Below are 18018 nucleotides of genomic sequence, written 5' to 3' on the forward strand. Positions count from 1 at the left end.
TGGTGCGTGGTGCGTGTGGGCGGGTGTTTGTGTTTGGGGGGGGGCTAACCGGGGCGCGGGGCGCGGGGCGCCCCCCGGCGGGCTCCCGACACCCCCCCCCCCACAGGGGTGGGCTGGCCTGCCCGGCTGCCCTCGAGATCATGCCGGCAGCACCCCTCGAACACCTCGCCAAGGCCCGCCGCTCGGGCCTTTGCCGTCTATAGCCGGTTGAAGCTGAGGAGTCCGGAAACGACACTCGCTTATCTCCAGATTTCATAACTATTCCATTTTTAATTCATAAGGAGCTCCCATGGCCGACCATATCGATGTTCCGACTGCCCTTGGCGACAATGCCGCCCGGCAGTTGGCGAATGCCACCAAAACCGTTCCGCAGCTGTCCACGATCTCCCCGCGCTGGCTGGTGCACCTGCTGCAATGGCTGCCGGTCGAGGCCGGTATCTACCGCCTGAACAAGGTCAAGAACCCCCGCGACGTGCGCGTGGCGTGCTCCCAGCGTGACGAGTCCGAGCTGCCGCAAACCTTCGTTGATTACGACGAAGCGCCCCGCGAGTACTTCCTGAACGCGGTCACCACCATCCTCGACGTGCACACCCGCGTCTCCGACCTGTACAGCAGCCCGCACGACCAGATCAAGGAACAGCTGCGCCTGACCGTCGAGACCATCAAGGAGCGTCAGGAAAGCGAACTGATCAACAACCCGGACTACGGCCTGCTGGCCAACGTGTCCGACGAGCAGCGCATCTCCACGCTGACCGGAGCGCCGACCCCGGACGACCTGGACGACCTGATCACCAAGGTGTGGAAGGAGCCCGGCTTCTTCCTGGCCCACCCGCTGGGCATCGCCGCCTTCGGCCGCGAATGCACCCGCCGCGGCGTGCCGCCCCCGACCGTCAGCCTGTTCGGCTCTCAGTTCCTGACCTGGCGCGGCATCCCGCTTATCCCGTCGGACAAGGTGCCCGTCGAGGACGGCAAGACCAAGATCCTGCTGCTGCGCACCGGCGAAAAGCGTCAGGGCGTGGTCGGTCTGTTCCAGCCTGGCCTGGCCGGCGAGCAGAGCCCGGGCCTGTCCGTGCGTTTCATGGGTATCAACCGCAACGCCATCGCGTCCTACCTGATTTCGCTGTACTGCTCGCTGGCCGTGCTGACCGATGACGCACTGGCTGTCCTCGATGACGTGGAGATCGGCAAGTACCATGACTATCCCGACACCTACAAGTGAGGGGCTTGCGGCCCTGGGCGGTAGCGCACCGGCGGGCGTGCCCGACGAGAGCGTGCTGGCCCGGCTGGCCGGTGAGTTCTTCGCCGCGCTGCCCAACGGGCTGCCGGGGCCGAACAGCGTCGGCAGCTTCGGCGCCGCTGCGCCGCAGCCCGAGGTGCCGCCGGAGATTCGCCTCGGCGACGTCGGCCCGCAGCTGACGGCCGCCGCGCCGGTGGCGCCGGTCGCCGCCGAGTCGGTGCCGCTGGATCACGCCGGCGCCGCCGGCAAGGCCGGCAACCCCGCTCTCGGCGTACCCGAAGCCTACGCGGCCGCCTTGCCGACCTTCAGCCCGCCGGCGTCGCCGCCGCCGCTCGCGCCGTCCACGCCCTATTACTTCCTGGGGGAGGCGAGTGCCGTGCAGTCGGCGCCGCAGGGCGCGCTGCCGGTTGCCGAGAACCGCGTCGTGCCGCAGTCCTTCGGGCTGCCGGGCGAGGCCGAGCTGCATGCCATCCTGGCGGAGATCGCCGGCGACCGGCGTGCTGCCGCGGCGCCGACGGCCACCGCGCCCGGGCATTTCTACTTCCTGGACACGGGGCTTGAACCCAGCCGCCAGGCGGAAGCGCCCAAGCCCCAGCCATCGGCCCATCCAGCCTTCGACGTGCAGGCGGTGCGCCGGGATTTCCCGATCCTGCAGGAGCGGGTGAACGGCAAACAGCTGATCTGGTTCGACAACGCCGCGACGACCCACAAGCCGCAGGCGGTGATCGATCGGCTGGCCTACTTCTACCAGCACGAGAACTCCAACATCCACCGCGCCGCACATGAACTGGCGGCACGGGCGACGGACGCCTACGAAGGGGCGCGCAGCAAGGTGGCGCGCTTCCTCGGCGCGGCGTCCACGGAGGAGATCATCTTCGTGCGCGGGGCGACCGAAGGCATCAATCTGATCGCCAAGACCTGGGGCTGGAAGAACGTCGGCGAGGGCGACGAGATCATCGTCTCCCACCTGGAGCACCACGCCAACATCGTGCCCTGGCAGCAGCTCGCTGCCGCCAAGGGTGCCAAGCTGAAGGTGATCCCGGTGGACGACACGGGCCAGGTGTTGCTCGACGAGTTCCGCAAGCTGCTCACCAGCCGCACCAAGATCGTCTCGGTGACCCAGGTCTCCAACGCCCTCGGTACCGTCGTGCCGGTCAAGGAGATCGTTGCGATCGCTCACCAGGCGGGTGCAGTGGCGGTGGTGGACGGGGCTCAGTCGGTCTCCCACATGCGGGTCAATGTGCAGGACATCGGCGCGGACTTCTTCGTGTTCTCCGGCCACAAGGTCTTCGGGCCGACCGGCATCGGCGCGGTGTATGGCAAGCGTTCCGTCCTCGAGGACATGCCCCCGTGGCAGGGCGGCGGCAACATGATTGCCGACGTGACCTTCGAGAAAACGATCTACCACGCGCCGCCGACCCGTTTCGAGGCCGGCACCGGCAACATCGCGGACGCGGTGGGGCTCGGCGCGGCGATCGACTACGTGGAGCGCATCGGCATGGACAACATTGCCCGCTACGAGCATGACCTGCTGGTCTATGCGACCCGCGGCGTGCTCACCGTGCCCGGCCTCAAGCTGATCGGTACCGCCCGGGACAAGGCTTCGGTGCTGTCCCTGGTGCTCGACGGCTACCGGCCCGAGGAAGTGGGCCGCGCCCTCAATGAGGAAGGCATAGCGGTGCGCTCCGGCCACCACTGCGCCCAGCCCATCCTGCGCCGCTTCGGCCAGGAAGCCACGGTGCGACCGTCGCTGGCCTTTTACAACACCTGCGAAGAGGTCGATGCCCTCGTCGCGGTGCTGCATCGGCTGGCCCGCGGCAAGGGGCGCATCGGGCGCTGAGTCATCTTTTGTGCGGAAAAAGACAAAACCCCGGTAAGCGTTGGCTTACCGGGGTTTTGTTCGTTGCTCATGCGGGCTGGCGTCTGCGGAATCCGACAAGCGCGCCGAGGGCCGTGCATAGCAGGGCAAGCAGCGAGGGCTCGGGGATCACTGATTCGGCAACGGCGCGATTGGCCGTGCCGATCGGGGCCGTCAGGGAACCGTCGTCCTTGATCTTCCAGTAATTGTTGCCGTTGGCCACGCCGGGGTCGTGCACGATGAGCGTCTTGTTGTCCTTTCCGGCGTCGATGTACCCCGTCACGGTAACCCAGTGGGAGTTGCCGCTCGGCCAGGTGATCAGGAATTCCACGTCCTGCCCTTTCTTCAATTCCTTCTTCACGAAGTCGAAGGTCGAGGCGCCCTGTGCCTTGGGATCCTTGACGCCGCCTTCCTCCACCACGGGCAGCATGGTGGCCTTGAGGATGTCTTTGAGTCCGGCCTCGAAGGAGCCCCGGTCCAGGCCAGGATAGCCCCGGTCGCCATTGACGATCGGGCTTTCCGGGTTCCAGTTGTTGGGCAGGCCGGCGCTCCCGTCCGTGTTGTGCTTCTGCATTGCGTTGGCGATCTGCTTCAGGAGTGCTTGCTGGTCGATGGAGCCGTTTGCCAGCTTGGGTAGCTTGTCCGTCGAAAGCCCATACTTCTTCGCCAGCCACAGCAGGGAATTGAGGGTGGCGGTCGGACCGCATTCTTCGTTGAGTTGCTTGATGTCCGGCACACCTCCGCGAAGGTAGCCCTCGATGATGGGAACTGCCGCGGGCGGCGGGCTGACGACCGGAGTGCCACCGCCGACTTCGCCGTGCAGGTCGTTGCTCCCGTATGAGGTATTTGCAGGCAGCAGTCCCACATTCGACCACTGGCTGTCGATGGCGGGCAGCAAGGAGGGCAGGGTCGGCACAAAGGGATCACTGTTGAAAATCGCCTTGACGCTGGAGAACGCCGTGCTGCTCTGGGTGAACCAGAAATGCTGCGATTCTTCGGTCAATGATTGTACGAGCGGAATGGGCTCGTTCCGGATGACCCACTGGTCGCCGTTCACGACATTGAGGTATCCAAAGCTGCTTGGGCCGGTGACGAGCGGTGTGGATGTGGCGGATGCCAACGAGTTGAGGGTGAAGTCGAAGGTGTAGACCTGCGTCGGCAGGACGGGGCCGGAGACTGCGGTGATGCCCACGGTATCGAAGCTGGCTACGACATAGGCCCAAGCGGGCATATGGCTGAAAACCGCAAGGATGAATGCAATGGAACGCCAACGAGACATGGTGAGTCCTCCTGTTCATGCCATCGTCGCGTTTGGCCCATTGGCCTCTCAGCCGCAGCTTACGGCGACTCCGGCAGTGGATGGTTTCGGGACTCTCTCGTTGGGCGGGTCCGTGACAGCTGGACCGCTCGAATTTGTCGTGCAGGTAACGCGTGTGACGAGATTCTTGCGTTCAGAATAAAGCCATATACGTGCCAAACTCACTTGAAATTCTGTATGTTATTGTAGTTTTTGCTGTTTTTATTGCGTTGCTGTGAGGGAAAGCGTTGTCTTGGGCGCCTGCTTGCAGGCACTGTCAAATTTGTCGACCTTTCAGTCCGAGTACAGGTTGGACAGAAACTGTTCCACCAGTGGATTGCGGTCGCCCTTGCGGGTCGCCACGCCCAGCGACAGGTAGGCGCCGGGGTCGCTGACCGGCAGGTAGCGCACGCCCTCGATGCGCACGCACTCCAGCGGCGCCGGCAGCAGCGCCACGCCGAGGCCGGCGGCGACGAGGCCGATCTGCGTGGTGGCCTCGCCGGCGATTTGCACGATGCGCGGCTCGAAGCCGGCTTTCAGGCACAGCTCGCGGAGCAGGATGGTGAGGCCGGTGCCGACGGTGATCGGGTAGGTGATGAAGCCTTCGCCGTGCAGGTCGGCGAGGCTCAGCACCGGGCGGCTGGCCAGCGGATGGACGGCGTTGATGACGAGGCGTAGCGGGTCGTGGTGGATCTCCCGCACGTCGAGGCTGGGCGGTGTTTCAAGCCCCGTGTAGCGCACGAAGCCCAGGTCCAGCTCGCCGGCCTCGATGGCCGTGTACTGGTCGGGGGTGAACATTTCGCGCAGGTTGAGCGTCACGTCGGGGCGCTGCTCCCGATAGCGGCGGACCAGGTTGGGCAGCACGGCGGTGAAGGGCAGGGACGAGGTGAAGCCGATCTTCAGCTCGCCCACCTCGCCGCGGGCCATCCGGCGCACGTCGTCCACCGCGCGCCCGGCTTGCTCCAGCACGCGGCGGGCGTGCTCAAGGAAGCGCTGGCCAGCTGGCGTCAGCGCGACGCGGCGTTTGGTGCGCTCGAACAGCTGCACGCCCAGCTTCTCCTCCAGCGCCTGGATCTGCTGGCTCAGCGGCGGCTGGCCGATGTGCAGGCGTTCGGCGGCGCGGGTGAAGTTGAGCTCCTCGGCGACGGCGACGAAGTAACGCAGATGGCGCAGCTCCATATATATCTTTGAGGTATTAATTCGGTCGGTAATATATATTGGACTGGTGGTTTTGGGCGGGACTAGCATGGCCTCATGCAAACCGATGCCCCCTGCTGCGAGCTTCCCGCCCAGCCAGTCCCGTCCCGCCCCCGTGTGGAGTCCGCCCCCGAACGCAGCGTCGCCGCCGACAAGCTGCACGCGGGCACCGCCGAATACCGGCGCGCCTGCCTGGCCCTGTTCCTCGGCGGTTTCGCCACCTTCTCGCTGCTCTATAACCTGCAGCCGCTGATGCCGCTGCTGGCCCATGGCTTCGGGTTGAGCCCGGCACTGGCCAGCGGCGCGGTGTCGGCGGCCACCATTGCGCTGGCGGCAGCGCTGATCCCGGCGGCCATCCTCGCCGATCGTGTCGGGCGCAAGCCGGTGATGGTCGGCGCGCTGTCCCTGTCCACGGTGTTCACGCTGGTCGGCGCCTTTGCCGGCGACTTCCACAGCCTGCTGGTGTCGCGGGCGCTGCTCGGCATGACCCTCGCCGGCCTGCCGGCGGTGGCGATGGCCTACCTCAGTGAAGAATTCGCGCCGACCTCGCTGGCTCGGGCGATGGGCTTGTACATCTCCGGCAATGCGCTGGGCGGCCTGTCCGGGCGCTTCCTCGCCGCGCTGATCGCCGAGCATGCGGACTGGCGCGTGGCGCTGGTCTGCCTGGCGGCCTCGTCGATGCTGACCACGCTGCTGTTCTGGCGCCTGCTGCCGCCGTCCCGCCATTTCCAGCCGATCCAGGTGGCGGTGGCGGACGTGCTCGGCAACGCGCGCAAGACCTTCGCCGACGGCGGCCTGCGCCTGCTGTTCGCGATGGGTTTCCTGCTGATGGGCTGCTTCACCAGCCTCTACAACTACCTGGGCTTCCGCCTCGTGGCGCCGCCGTTCTCCTTGAGCCCGGCGCAGATCGGCATGGTCTTCCTGCTCTACCTGGTGGGCATCGTGGCGTCCAACCTGGGGGCGCGGCTGGTCGAGCGCTTCGGGCGGGTGGTGACGCTGCGGGCGATGGTGGCGCTGATGCTGGCCGGGCTGGCGATGAGCGTGGCGCCGCAGCTGCCGGTGCTGGTGGTCGGCGTGGGGATCTTCACCTTCGGCTTCTTCGCCGGTCATTCGGTGGCGGCCAGCTGGGTGGGGCGGCGTCCGGCTCCGGCACGGGCCCTGGCGGCGGCGATCTACCTGTGCTGCTACTACTTGGGGGCCAGCCTGATCGGTACGGTGTCCGGGCTGGCCTGGCAGTTCGATGGCTGGATTGGCGTGGCGGGCTGCCTGGGCGGCGGCCTGCTGGTGGCGGCGGTGATCGGCTGGCGCCTCGGCCGCGTCGTCTGACGCGGCCGGGCTCCGGCCATTTTGGCAGGACTCAGGCCAGCTCGCCGGCCTGGTAGTCGGCGATGGCCTGCTCGATCTCTTCGCGGGTGTTCATCACGAAGGGACCGTACTGCACCACCGGCTCGCCGAGGGGCTTGGCGGCCAGCAGCAGGAAGCTGGCGCCGTCCGGCCCGGCACTGACTTCGATACGCTCGCCGGCCGACAGCACGCCGGCCTGGCGGGCCTGCAAGGTCTTGCCGGCGCCGTCCGCGCCCACCGACAGGCTGCCGGCGTAGGGGTAGAGGAAGGCCGTGTGGCCGTCCGCCACGCTCTGGGCGAAGTGCTCGCCGGCACCCAGGCGCACGTCGAGGAACAGCGGCGCGGTGCTGATGCCCTGGATCGGGCCGGGTACGCTGCTGCCGTCGGCGCGGTCCAGCGCACCGGCCACCACCTTCACCTCACCACCCGGCACCGCCACGCTCGGAATCTCTTCCGGCTGGATGTCCCGGTAGGCGGCCGGCTTCATCTTTTCCTTGGCCGGCAGGTTGATCCAGAACTGGAAGCCATGCAGGCGACCCTTGTCCTGCAGCGGCATCTCCGAGTGGATGATGCCACGCCCGGCGGTCATCCACTGGGCGCCGCCGGCGCGCAGATGGCCCTTGTGGCCCAGGTGGTCCTGGTGCTCGAAATCCCCCGCCAGCATGTAAGTGACCGTCTCGAAGCCCCGGTGTGGATGGGGCGGAAAGCCGGCGATGTAGTCGTCCGGATTGTCCGACGCGAACTCGTCGAGCATCAGGAACGGGTCCAGGCGCAGGAAGGGGCTCTGGCCCAGGCTGCGCCGGAGCTTCACGCCGGCCCCGTCGGAAACGGGGATGGAGGGAATGATCCTGTCGAGGCTGCGGATGGTCATGGTGGTCTCCGTTGGGGTTGGGGATGCCGTGCGAGGGTGCGGGCGGCCGCCGGGCGACACGTCCGCCCCTCGTCTATCAAGGCTGGATCAGGCGGCGAGGGCTTCGAGCGCCTTGTGGGCGCCGGCCAGGGCTTCGGCCTTGCTCTCTTCGCCCATGTTCAGGCCTTCAGCGTAGACAAATTCCACGTCGGTGATGCCGATGAAGCTCAGGAAGATCTTGATGTAGTCGGTCTGGACGTCGTACGGGGTACCGGCGTAGCGGCCGCCGCGGGTCGCCAGGACGTACACCTTCTTGCCGGTGACCAGGCCTTCCGGGCCGTTGGCGGTGTAGCGGAAGGTCACGCCGGCGCGGGCGATGTGGTCGAAGTAGGCCTTCAGCGTGGAGGGCGTGCCCAGGTTGTACATCGGCAGGCCGATCACGATCTCGTCGGCAGCCTTCAGCTCGGCGACCAGCGCATCCGAGAAGTCCACCACCGCCTGCTGCTCGGCCGTGCGCTCTTCCGGCTTGGCCAGGAAGGCGCTGAAACGGGCGCCGTCCAGGTGGGGCACCGGGTTGGCGGCCAAGTCGCGGCTCACCACCTGGGTGTCGGGGTGGGCGGCGACGCGGGCGGCCACGAAGCGCTCGGCGAGCTGGCTGGACTGGCCTTGGTTGGCGAACAGGCTGGCGTTGATCTTCAGAAGGGTGCTCATTGTGTCTCTCCGGGTGATGTGTTGGTGTGTGTATTTAATGATTTACCGAGAAGATAAAAAAGACGAAGATTTCGTTTAAATCTATCGAATGAGCTGATGATATGGCTGCGCCCAACCCTCCATCCGCGCCCGTCCCGCACATCGCCCTCGAGCAATGGCGGGCCCTGATCGCCGTCGTCGAGGCCGGCGGCTACGCCCAGGCGGCCGAGGTGCTGTTCAAGAGCCAGTCCGCCGTGACCTACGCGGTGCAGAAGATCGAATCCCAGCTCGGCGTGCGCGCCTTCGAGATCCAGGGCCGCAAGGCCGTGCTGACGCCGGTCGGGCAGATGCTGTACCGGCGCGCGCTGGCCCTGGTGGAGCAGGCCAGCGACCTGGAACAGGCAGCGCGCAAGCTGTCCGCCGGCTGGGAAGCGGAGATCGGGCTGGCGGTGGAGATCGTCTTCCCGCCCGACGTGCTGCTCGACTGCCTCGCCCGCTTTGGTGCGGAAGCCCCGCGCACGCGCATCGAGGTCATCGAGTCGGTGCTCGGCGGCACCGGCGAAGCGCTGCTCACCGGCCAGGCCGACATCGCCATCACGCCCCACGTGCCCCCCGGCTTCCTCGGGCGGCCGCTGATGCGCATGCGCATCGTCGCCGCCGCCCATCCCGATCACCCGCTGCACCAGCTCGGGCGGACCCTCGGCGAACAGGACCTGCGCCCGCACCGCCGCCTCAACGTGCGCGAAACCAGCTCCACCCGCGATAAGCGCAGCCTGATCCTCGAAGTGGAGCAGCGCTGGACCTTCAGCAGCATCGCCACTTCCATCGCCGCCGCCTGCGCGGGGCACGGTTTTGCGTGGTTCCCGGAGCCGCGCATTGCTGCTGAGCTGGCCGACGGCCGGCTGAAGATCCTGCCGCTGGGCGGGGCGGAAGTGCGCTGCTTGGAGATGTATCTGGTGGTAGCGGACCCGGATTTTGCGGGGCCGGGGGTGAGGCGGTTGGCGGAGATTTTTGGGGAGGCGGTGGCGGGCTTGGAGGGTTAACGGGCCTCCATCCAAGGGCCGCCCCCCGTGGGGTCGAATTCATTCGACCACGATGCTTTCAGCCCTTGCCGGCGCAAGTTGGTGCCTTGCTGGCCGGCTTTCCGGTTTATTGGTTTGAATTGGCCGGGACTCGCCCCGGCGGGCGACCTTCTTTCTTGCGTCGCCAAGAAAGAAGGCAAAGAAGGCGACCCGTGCCTCACCGGTCGTCCGCTGTGCGGACGACTTCCCTGCGCTGCTCGCAGCAGGCGGCCGTCGCGGAACTCGCCGGCTGCGCCGGCTCAGACAGCCGCGCCGGACTTCCCCGCCTGCAGCTGCGCTGCTCGGCGGTTCGGGACGGGCTTTGGGGGAGGCACCGAGCCTTTCCTGAAGCTGAGGTGTAGTTGGTATAGCCGCCTTGTGCGGCACCTGCCGTCGAGTGACCGCCTTTCCTTTCCCCCTCTGACGCGCCGAGTGGAGGGTGGGACGGGCGGATCAGGGCTGCGCATGTTTGAGCCCGCAGGGCGAGTTTGCGCAGACCCCGCCCGGCACGCCCGGAGCTCGGGCACCCCCGCAGGGGGCGCGGCAGCGGGGCACGTTTCTTTGCATCCTTTCTTGTCGTGTAACAAGAAAGGATGTCGCCCGCCGGGGCGAGACCCGGCCAATGCGAAGCTAACAAACCGGAAAGCTGATTTTTGCGCCGCTAAACGCCGTTTCAGTTAGCCCCCCAGCCTCCGGCTGACCCGCCCCAACACCCAACACCCCACCCAGTACACCGCCGCAATGAATAGCCAGGCTTCCAGGTAGAACGGCCGCCATTCCGGGTCGCCGGAGAGGGCGAGGCTGAGGGAGCCGGTGAGTTCGTAGAGGCTGACCACGGTGACCAGCGAGGTGTCCTTGAACAGAGCGATGGCGCTGTTGGCGATGGAGGGGGCAACGGCGCGCAGGACCTGGGGCAGCACGATCCAGCGCTGGGTCTGCCAGAAGCCGAAGCCGAGGGCGGCGGCGGCGTCGAGCTGGCCGGGGCGGATGGCTTGCAGTCCGCCGCGGATGATCTCGGACAGGTAGGCGGCGGCGAACAGCACGATGGCGATCAGCACGCGCCACAGCATGTCCAGCGCCAGGCCTTCGGGGAAGAACAGCGGCAGCAGGAAGGAAGCGGCGAAGAGGGCGGCGACCAGCGGGATGCCGCGAGCCAGTTCGACGTAGGCGGTGAGCACGGCGCGCAGCACGGGCAGTTCCGAGCGTCGGCCGTAGGCGACGGCGATGCCGAGCGGCAGCGCGCCGGCCATGCCGGCACCGGTCAGCAGCAGGGTCAGCGGCAGGCCGCCCCACAGTTCGGTGGGTACCGGCGCCAGGCCGGCCACGCCGCCACCTAGGAGCGGCAGGGCGACGAGCGGCGGGGCCAGCAGCAGGGCGGCCAGTGCGCTGCCTGGCAGGCGGCGGAAGGCGGTCAGCAGCCAGCCGGCACCGATCAGGCTGGCGGCGACGATGGGGCGCCAGGCTTCCTCGTCCGGGTAGCGACCGAGGAGGATGAAGCGGCCTTTCTCGACGACCACGCCCCAGCAGGCGCCGCCGTGTTCCAGCGCGGTGCACGCGGCGGCGTCCGGGGCGAGGTGGGCGTTGCTCACTGCCCAGCGCAGCAGCGGCGGCAGCCACAGCAGCGCGGCGGCCAGCACGGCGAGGCTCAGCAGGGCGTTGAGGGGATCGCCGAAGAAGCGGCGGCGCAGTGTACTGAAATTCATGCCGGCCCCCCGCGCAGGCTGCGCTTTTCCAGCCGGTGGCTGACAGCGGCGGCGAGTAGGGACAGCAGCAGGTACACGGCGATCACGATGCTCAGGCATTCGATGGCGCGGCCGCTCTGGTTGAGGCTGGTGCCGGCCACCGCCATCAGGTCCGGGTAGCCGATGGCCACCGCCAGCGAGGAGTTCTTGAACAGGTTGAGGAGCTGGCTGGTGGTGGGCGGCAGCGCGGCGCGCCAGGCCTGCGGCAGCTGCACCAGCAGGAAGGTCTGGCGCGGTGTCATGCCGAGGGCGAGGGCGGCGGTGCGCTGGCCGGCGGGCAGGGCGAGCACGGCGCCGCGCAGGGTCTCGGCGATGTAGGCGGCGCCGTAGATCGCCAGGCCGAACAGCAGGGCCAGGTATTCCGGGGTCAGGCTGGCGCCGCCGTCGATGCCGAAGCCGGCGGGCTCCGGGATCTCGAAACCGCTGTCGCCCCACCAGGGCAGGGCCAGCCCGGACTTGCTGAGGAACACGCCGGGCGCCAGCTGCAGCGGTGCGTCGGCGGCCGGCAGCAGGTCGGTGAGGATGAAATACCAGGCCAGCAGGTGCAGCAGCAGCGGCACGTTGCGGATGGCGTTGACGGCGGTGCCGGCCAGGCCGCGCACCAGCGGGTTGTCGGCCAGCCGCCCGAAGCCGAGCAGGATGCCCAGGCCTAGCGCCAGCGCGGCGCCGGGCAGGGCTACGCGCAGGGTGTTGAGCAGGCCGGCGACGAAGGCCCGCAGCGTGGTGTCGCTGGGCTCGAAGGGCAGCACGCTCTCGCCAAGGGAAAAGCCGGCCGGCTCGAGCAGGAAGTCGAAGCCGCTGCGGATGCCGCGCTCCTCCAGGTGGGCGCGGGTCGTCGCTACCAGCAGGCCGAGCAGGGCCAGCAGCGCGACGATCAGCAGCGCCTGCACGGCGCGGGAGGCGGACTGCGTTCGGGTCATCAGCGCAGCGGCAGCGCGTACAAGATGCCGCCCTTGTTCCAAGGCGCGTTGAGGCCGCGCGGCAGCTTGAGGGTGGAGTCCGGGCCGACGTTGCGGTTGAAGATCTCGCCGTAGTTGCCGACAGCCTTCACCGCCCGCGCCGCCCAGTCCCGGTCGAGGCCGAGGTTCTTGCCGAGGTCTTCGCCCACGCCGAGGAAGCGCTGCACGGCCGGATCGGGAGAGGACTTGAGGCTGTCTACCTTGGCTTGGGTGATGCCCAGCTCTTCCGCCTCGATCAGCGCATTGACGGTCCATTTGACGATCGCGAACCATTCGTCGTCGCCGCGCCGCACGGCCGGGCCGAGGGGCTCCTTGGAGATGATCTCCGGCAGGATCACGTAGTCGTCGGGGTTGGGTGCTTCCTTGGCGCGGATGAAGGCCAGCGCCGAGGCATCGGTGGTGTAGGCCTGGCAGCGGCCGCTGAAGAAGGCCTTGATGGACGGCTCGAACTTCTCAAAGACCACCGGCTTGACCTTGATGCCCTGGGCGTGGGCGAAGTCGGCCAGGTTCTTCTCGGTGGTGGTGCCGGACTGCACGCAGACCTCGGCGTTCTTCAGCTGCTTGGCGCTGGTCACCTTGGTCTTTTTGGCGACGAGGAAGCCCTGGCCGTCGTAGTAGGTGACCGCCGCGAAGTGCAGGCCCTGGCCGGCGTCGCGGGTCAGGCTCCAGGTGGTGTTGCGGGACAGGATGTCCACCTCGCCGGACTGCAGCGCGGTGAAGCGCTGCTGGGAGTTGAGGGGCACCCAGCGCACCTTGCGGGCGTCGCCGAGGACGGCGGCGGCCAGGGCCTTGCAGACGTCCACGTCCAGGCCCTTCCACTGGCCCTGGCTGTCGGCCGCCGAGAAGCCGATGACGCCGGTGCTGACGCCGCAGGCGAGCTGGCCCTTGGCCTTGATGGCGTCGAGGGTCTTGCCGGCGAAGGCCGGCGTGGCGAAGCCGCCGACGGCGGACAGGATGGACAGGCTCAGGACGCCGGCAAGGCGCCCGCGCAACGCGGAAAATCGGGACATGGCAAAGGGAAAAATAAGGCCGATGCCCCGTAGCTTAAAGGGCATCGGCCTCCTGTTGCAAAGCAGCACCGGCCACGCACGGCGCAATTTTTCGATCAACCGGATGCAGGCGTCCACCCGCCGCCGAGGGCGCGGATCAGATTGACGGTGGCCCGCGCCCGCTCCCCGTCCAGCCCGACGGCGAGGCGCTGCTGCTGTAGCACGCTGCGTTCCGCGTCGATCACGTTGAGGTAGCTCACCGCGCCTTCCCGGTATTGCAGGCGGGCCAGGCGGGCGGCCCGCTCGGCGGCGCCGACGGCGTCGTCCTGCTCCCGGTGCTGGTCGCCGAGCAGGCGCAGCTGGGCCAGGTTGTCCTCCACCTCGCGGAAGGCCTGCAGCACCGTCTGGCGGTAGCGCGCGGCGTCTTCCACGTAGGCCGACTCGGCCTGCTTGAGGCCGGCCTCGCGGGCGCCACCGTCGAAGATCGGCAGGCTCAGCGCGGTGCCGACCAGCGGGCCGAGCACGAAGGTCCGGCTGGCATACTTGAACAGGTCGCCGACGCCGCCGGCCTCGTAGCCGGCCGCCCCGGTGAGGGACAGGCGCGGGAACCAGGCCGACTTGGCAACCCCGATGCGCGCGTTGGCGGCGGCCATCGCCCGTTCGGCGGCGGCGATGTCCGGCCGCCGTTCGAGCAATGCCGACGGCAGGCCGGCCGGCACGCCGATGGCGAGGCGGCGCAGCGGCATGGCCTGCAGGCTGAACTCCGCCGGCGACTTGCCGAGGAGGATCGCCAGCGCGTGCTCGGCCACCGCCCGCTGGCGGGCCAGGCCGAGGGATTCGGAGCGCGCCGCGGCGAGTTCGCTGCGCGCCCGGGCCAGGTCCAGCTCGGCGATGTCGCCCTCGTCGAAGCGGCGCTGCAGCAGCTGCACGGTGTCGGCGCGCAGCTTGACGGTGTCCACGTACAAGGCCTGGGCAGCGTCCAGCTCGCGGATCAGGAAGTAGGCCTGAGCCACGTCGGCCTGCAGGGCCAGCAGGGTTGCGCCGAACAAGGCGCCGCTGCGCTCGGCGTCGAGGCGGGCGGCGTCCTCGGCGCCGGACAGGCGGCCGAACAGGTCCACCTCGTAGGCGACCGTGGCCTGGCCGCGCCATAGGGTGCTTGTGCGCGTGTCAGCGTCGACGGCGAGGCCCTGGGAGGCCGGCGACGGGCGCTGGCGGGTCGGGCCGAAGCCGATGCCGACCTGGGGCAGGCGCGCCGCGTGGGCGGCCTGTTCCAGCGCGCGGGCCTGGCCCAGGCGGGCGGCGGCGGCCACCAGGTCCGGGTTGGCGGCCACCGCGTCGCGCTCCAGGCGGTCCAGCGTGGCGTCGCCGAAAACCGTCCACCACTCGCCGCGGGCGGCGGTGTCGGCCGGCTCGGCGGGCTTCCAGTTGGGATCGGCGGCGGGCGCCTCCTTGTAGGCGGCGGGTAGGTTGAGTGCCGGCTTGTCGTAGGCCGGCGCCACCGAGCAGCCGGCCAGCACCAGCAGGCTGGCGAGCAGGCCGAAGGCGCGGCGGGGCAGGGGAGGTTGTTGCAGGTTCATCGTCTTACTCCTGGCCGGCATGGGCGGCGGCGGGCTGCACCAGCGGCGCTTCGTGGTGGCTCGCCGAGTGGAGGGGATGGCGCTTGTCGAGGGTGCGCAGCAGCACGTAGAACACCGGCGTCAGGAACAGCCCGAACAGCGTCACGCCGAGCATCCCGAAGAACACCGCGATGCCCATCGCGTGGCGCATCTCCGAGCCTGCACCGCTGGAGGTGACCAGCGGCACCACGCCCATGATGAAGGCGATGGAGGTCATCAGGATCGGCCGCAGACGCAGGCGGCTGGCGTCGATGGCGGCCTGCAGCGGGGTGTGGCCCTGCAGCTCCAGCTCGCGGGCGAACTCGACGATCAGGATGGCGTTCTTGCAGGCCAGCCCGACCAGCACCATCAACCCGATCTGCGTGAAGATGTTGTTGTCGCCACCGGTCAGCCACACGCCGGTGAGGGCCGCGAGGATGCTCATCGGCACGATCAGGATCACCGCCAGCGGCAGGGTCAGGCTCTCGTACTGGGCGGCCAGCACCAGGAAGACCAGCAGCACGCTGATCGGGAAGACCCACACGCCGGCGTTGCCGGCCAGGATCTTCTGGTAGGTGAGGTCGGTCCATTCGAACTTCACGCCGCGCGGCAGGGTTTCGGCGGCGATGCGCTCGGCGGCCGCTTCGGCCTGGGCCGAGGAATAGCCGGGCGCCGGCCCGCCGTTGATGTCGGCGGCGGTGAAGCCGTTGTAGCGCACCACCATCTCCGGCCCGTAGCTGGGGGTGACCCGCAGCAGGGAGGCCAGCGGCACCATCTCGCCGCTGGCGTTGCGGGTCTTCAGGCGGCCGATGTCCTCCGGCTGGGCGCGGAAGTCCGCATCCGCCTGGGCCCGCACCTGGTACACGCGGCCGAAGCGGTTGAAGTCGTTCACGTACAGGGAGCCCAGGTAGATCTGCAGCGTGTCGAACACGTCGGTGACGGCCACGCCTTGCTGCTTGGCCTTGGTGCGGTCCAGGTCCACGTCGAGCTGCGGCACGTTGATCTGGTAGCTGGAGAACATCGGGCCCAGCTCGGGCGCCTTGCTGGCCGCCGCCATGAAGGCCTTGGCGGCCTTGTCCAGCTCGGCGTAGCCGACGCTGCCGCGGTCCTCGATCTGCATCTTGAAGCCGCCGAGGGTGCCCAGGCCCATCACCGGCGGCGGCGGGAAGACGGCCGTGAAGGCTTCCTGGATGGACGCGAACTGCTGGTTGAGGGCGCCGGCGATGGCGCCCGCCGACAGCTCCGCCCCCTTGCGCTCGGCGAAGGGCTTGAGGGTCACGAAGACGATGCCGGCGCTGGCGCTGTTGGTGAAGCCATTGATGGACAGGCCGGGGAAGGACACTGCGCTCTCCACGCCGGGCTGCTTGAGGGCGATGTCGCCCATGCGGCGGATCACCGCCTCGCTGCGGTCGAGGGAAGCGCCGGCCGGCAGTTGCGCGAAGGCCACCAGGTATTGCTTGTCCTGGGCCGGCACGAAGCCGCCGGGCACGATGTAGGAGATGCCCACGGTAAGCGCCAGCAGCAGCCCATAGACGCCCATCGCCGAGGCCTTGTGGCCGATCACGCCGCGCACGCCGTTGCCGTAGTGCTCGCTGCCGCGTTGGAAGACACGGTTGAAGCGGGCGAAGAGGCCGCCCAGCCAGCGCTGCATCTGCACCGTCAGCCAGTCGGGCTTGGCGTCGTGGCTCTTCAGCAGCAGCGCGGCGAGGGCCGGCGACAGGGTCAGGGAATTGAAGGCGGAGATCACCGTGGAGATCGCGATGGTCATCGCGAACTGCTTGTAGAACTGGCCGGTGAGGCCGGTCATGAAGGCCAGCGGCACGAACACCGCGACCAGGGTCAGCGCGATGGCGATGATCGGCCCCGACACTTCGCGCATCGCCCGGTAGGTGGCTTCGCGCGGGGTCAGGCCGGCCTCGATGTTGCGCTCGACGTTCTCCACCACGACGATGGCGTCATCCACCACGATGCCGATGGCCAGCACCATGCCGAACAGGGACAGGGCGTTGATGGAATAGCCGAAGCCGAGCATCAGCGAGAAGGTGCCGATGATGGACACCGGAACCGCCAGCAGTGGGATGATCGACGCACGCCAGGTCTGCAGGAAGACGATGACCACCAGCACCACCAGCGCGATGGCCTCCAGCAATGTGGTGACCACCGCTTTGATACTGGCCCGCACGAACTGGGTCGGGTCATAGACGATGCTGTACTGCACCGACGGCGGGAAGTCCTTGGCCAACTCGGCCATCGTCTCGCGCACCTGGGACGAGACATCGAGGGCGTTGGCGCCGGGCGTCTGGAAGATCGGGATGGCCACCGCCGGCTTGTTGTCGAGCAGCGCACGCAGGCCGTATTCCGACGCGGCCAGCTCGATGCGGGCCACGTCGCCGAGACGGGTGACGCCGCCGTCGGGGGCTGTCTTGAGAATGATCTGCGCGAACTCCGCCTCGTCCTTCAGGCGGCCTTGGGCATTCACGTTGAGCTGCAGCGGCGTGCGGCGGTCGTTGGGCGGCGCGCCGATGACGCCGGCGGCCACCTGCACGTTCTGCTCGCGGATGGCCTTCACCACCTCGGCGGCGGTGAGGCCGCGCTCGGCCACCTTGCCGGGGTCGAGCCACACCCGCATGGCGTAGTTGCCGGAGCCGAACAGGCCTACTTCACCCACGCCCTGGATGCGCGCCAGGCGGTCCTTGACGTTGAGGACCGCGTAGTTGCGCAGGTAGGTCATGTCGTAGCGGTCGTCCGGCGAGGTCAGGTGCACCACCATGGTGATCGTCGGGGTGCTCTTGGCGGTGGTCACGCCGAGGCGCTGCACGTCCTCCGGCAGGCGCGGCAGGGCCTGGGAGACGCGGTTCTGCACCAGTTGCTGGGCCTTGTCGGGATCGACGCCGAGCTGGAAGTTGACGGTCAGGGTCAGGTTGCCGTCGCTGTTGGCCTGGCTCTGCATGTACAGCATGTTTTCCACGCCGTTGATGCTTTCTTCAAGCGGCGCGGCCACCGTTTCGGCGATCACCTTGGGGTTGGCGCCCGGGAACTGGGCGCGCACCACCACGGAGGGCGGCACCACTTCCGGGTATTCGGCGATGGGCAGCTTGAAGGCCGCCAGCACGCCGGCCAGCAGGATCAGGATCGACAGCACGCCGGCGAAGATCGGGCGGTCGATGAAGAACTTGGATATGTTCATGGGGCTTCTCCC

At 68.3% G+C, this 18018-nt stretch carries 13 protein-coding genes; 4 read left to right on the top strand and 9 right to left on the bottom strand.

From position 1 onward, the window contains the following. The first annotated feature begins 289 nt into the window (after positions 1-289). Positions 290-1219, top strand: a complete 930-nt coding sequence (locus ACE3RX_RS04560; protein ID WP_374480776.1) for a family 2A encapsulin nanocompartment shell protein — start codon at positions 290-292, stop codon at positions 1217-1219. Beyond that, entirely contained in the window at positions 1194-3077 is a 1884-nt protein-coding gene (locus ACE3RX_RS04565; protein WP_374480778.1) for a family 2A encapsulin nanocompartment cargo protein cysteine desulfurase, read from the top strand. Before ACE3RX_RS04560 ends, ACE3RX_RS04565 begins: the two co-directional genes overlap by 26 nt. 67 nt (positions 3078-3144) lie before the next feature. On the opposite strand, the gene ACE3RX_RS04570 is transcribed toward ACE3RX_RS04565, so the two are convergent. Beyond that, the gene (locus ACE3RX_RS04570) at positions 3145-4374 is read right to left on the bottom strand and encodes a PEP-CTERM sorting domain-containing protein (protein ID WP_374480780.1); all 1230 of its coding nucleotides are present in this window, start codon (positions 4372-4374) and stop codon (positions 3145-3147) included. Positions 4375-4686: 312 nt separating this feature from the next. Further along, positions 4687-5571 carry a LysR substrate-binding domain-containing protein gene (locus tag ACE3RX_RS04575; protein WP_374480782.1) on the bottom strand — a complete coding sequence of 295 codons (885 nt, stop codon included), beginning with the start codon at positions 5569-5571 and terminating at the stop codon, positions 4687-4689. 75 nt (positions 5572-5646) lie between these two features. Between ACE3RX_RS04575 and ACE3RX_RS04580 the strand changes: the two genes are divergently transcribed. Then, positions 5647-6915: an MFS transporter gene (locus ACE3RX_RS04580; protein ID WP_374480784.1), complete on the top strand. Its 1269-nt coding sequence runs from the start codon at positions 5647-5649 to the stop codon at positions 6913-6915. Positions 6916-6946: 31 nt separating this feature from the next. Here the strand turns inward: ACE3RX_RS04580 and ACE3RX_RS04585 are convergent, their stop codons facing one another. Together ACE3RX_RS04585 and ACE3RX_RS04590 are read right to left on the bottom strand one after the other, a co-directional pair. Continuing rightward, positions 6947-7804: a pirin family protein gene (locus ACE3RX_RS04585; protein WP_374480786.1), complete on the bottom strand. Its 858-nt coding sequence runs from the start codon at positions 7802-7804 to the stop codon at positions 6947-6949. A gap of 87 nt (positions 7805-7891) precedes the next feature. Continuing rightward, positions 7892-8494, bottom strand: coding sequence for an FMN-dependent NADH-azoreductase (locus ACE3RX_RS04590; protein ID WP_374480788.1), 603 nt, complete (start codon positions 8492-8494; stop codon positions 7892-7894). Positions 8495-8595: 101 nt separating this feature from the next. Here ACE3RX_RS04590 and ACE3RX_RS04595 point away from each other — a divergent pair, with 101 nt between their 5' ends. Next, a complete protein-coding gene (locus ACE3RX_RS04595) occupies positions 8596-9516 on the top strand; it encodes a LysR family transcriptional regulator (protein WP_374480790.1) in 921 nt (306 codons plus the stop codon). Positions 9517-10211: 695 nt separating this feature from the next. On the opposite strand, the gene ACE3RX_RS04600 is transcribed toward ACE3RX_RS04595, so the two are convergent. From ACE3RX_RS04600 to ACE3RX_RS04620, 5 genes are all read right to left on the bottom strand, one after another. After that, complete coding sequence (locus ACE3RX_RS04600) at positions 10212-11237, bottom strand: amino acid ABC transporter permease (protein WP_374480792.1); 1026 nt, start codon at positions 11235-11237, stop codon at positions 10212-10214. Then, on the bottom strand, positions 11234-12196 hold the full coding sequence (locus ACE3RX_RS04605; protein ID WP_374480795.1) for an ABC transporter permease subunit: 963 nt from the start codon (positions 12194-12196) through the stop codon (positions 11234-11236). The genes ACE3RX_RS04600 and ACE3RX_RS04605 overlap by 4 nt, the downstream gene beginning before the upstream one ends. Further along, a complete protein-coding gene (locus ACE3RX_RS04610; protein ID WP_374480797.1) occupies positions 12196-13245 on the bottom strand; it encodes an amino acid ABC transporter substrate-binding protein in 1050 nt (349 codons plus the stop codon). Before ACE3RX_RS04610 ends, ACE3RX_RS04605 begins: the two co-directional genes overlap by 1 nt. Before the next feature lie 95 nt (positions 13246-13340). Then, on the bottom strand, positions 13341-14801 hold the full coding sequence (locus tag ACE3RX_RS04615; RefSeq protein WP_374480799.1) for an efflux transporter outer membrane subunit: 1461 nt from the start codon (positions 14799-14801) through the stop codon (positions 13341-13343). Between the two features lie 4 nt (positions 14802-14805). Next, on the bottom strand, positions 14806-18006 hold the full coding sequence (locus ACE3RX_RS04620; RefSeq protein WP_374480801.1) for an efflux RND transporter permease subunit: 3201 nt from the start codon (positions 18004-18006) through the stop codon (positions 14806-14808). Positions 18007-18018: the final 12 nt, after the last annotated feature.

The sequence above is a fragment of the Zoogloea sp. genome, from assembly GCF_041914405.1.
Taxonomy (GTDB): domain Bacteria; phylum Pseudomonadota; class Gammaproteobacteria; order Burkholderiales; family Rhodocyclaceae; genus Zoogloea.

What these genes read in the sequence shown, in the direction of transcription:
- ACE3RX_RS04560 (WP_374480776.1), top strand. Translation starts at nt 290, where the DNA reads ATGGCCGACCATATCGATGTTCCGACTGCCCTTGGCGACAATGCCGCC.
- ACE3RX_RS04565 (WP_374480778.1), top strand. Translation starts at nt 1,194, where the DNA reads ATGACTATCCCGACACCTACAAGTGAGGGGCTTGCGGCCCTGGGCGGT.
- ACE3RX_RS04570 (WP_374480780.1), bottom strand. Translation starts at nt 4,374, where the DNA reads ATGTCTCGTTGGCGTTCCATTGCATTCATCCTTGCGGTTTTCAGCCAT.
- ACE3RX_RS04575 (WP_374480782.1), bottom strand. Translation starts at nt 5,571, where the DNA reads ATGGAGCTGCGCCATCTGCGTTACTTCGTCGCCGTCGCCGAGGAGCTC.
- ACE3RX_RS04580 (WP_374480784.1), top strand. Translation starts at nt 5,647, where the DNA reads ATGCAAACCGATGCCCCCTGCTGCGAGCTTCCCGCCCAGCCAGTCCCG.
- ACE3RX_RS04585 (WP_374480786.1), bottom strand. Translation starts at nt 7,804, where the DNA reads ATGACCATCCGCAGCCTCGACAGGATCATTCCCTCCATCCCCGTTTCC.
- ACE3RX_RS04590 (WP_374480788.1), bottom strand. Translation starts at nt 8,494, where the DNA reads ATGAGCACCCTTCTGAAGATCAACGCCAGCCTGTTCGCCAACCAAGGC.
- ACE3RX_RS04595 (WP_374480790.1), top strand. Translation starts at nt 8,596, where the DNA reads ATGGCTGCGCCCAACCCTCCATCCGCGCCCGTCCCGCACATCGCCCTC.
- ACE3RX_RS04600 (WP_374480792.1), bottom strand. Translation starts at nt 11,237, where the DNA reads ATGAATTTCAGTACACTGCGCCGCCGCTTCTTCGGCGATCCCCTCAAC.
- ACE3RX_RS04605 (WP_374480795.1), bottom strand. Translation starts at nt 12,196, where the DNA reads ATGACCCGAACGCAGTCCGCCTCCCGCGCCGTGCAGGCGCTGCTGATC.
- ACE3RX_RS04610 (WP_374480797.1), bottom strand. Translation starts at nt 13,245, where the DNA reads ATGTCCCGATTTTCCGCGTTGCGCGGGCGCCTTGCCGGCGTCCTGAGC.
- ACE3RX_RS04615 (WP_374480799.1), bottom strand. Translation starts at nt 14,801, where the DNA reads ATGAACCTGCAACAACCTCCCCTGCCCCGCCGCGCCTTCGGCCTGCTC.
- ACE3RX_RS04620 (WP_374480801.1), bottom strand. Translation starts at nt 18,006, where the DNA reads ATGAACATATCCAAGTTCTTCATCGACCGCCCGATCTTCGCCGGCGTG.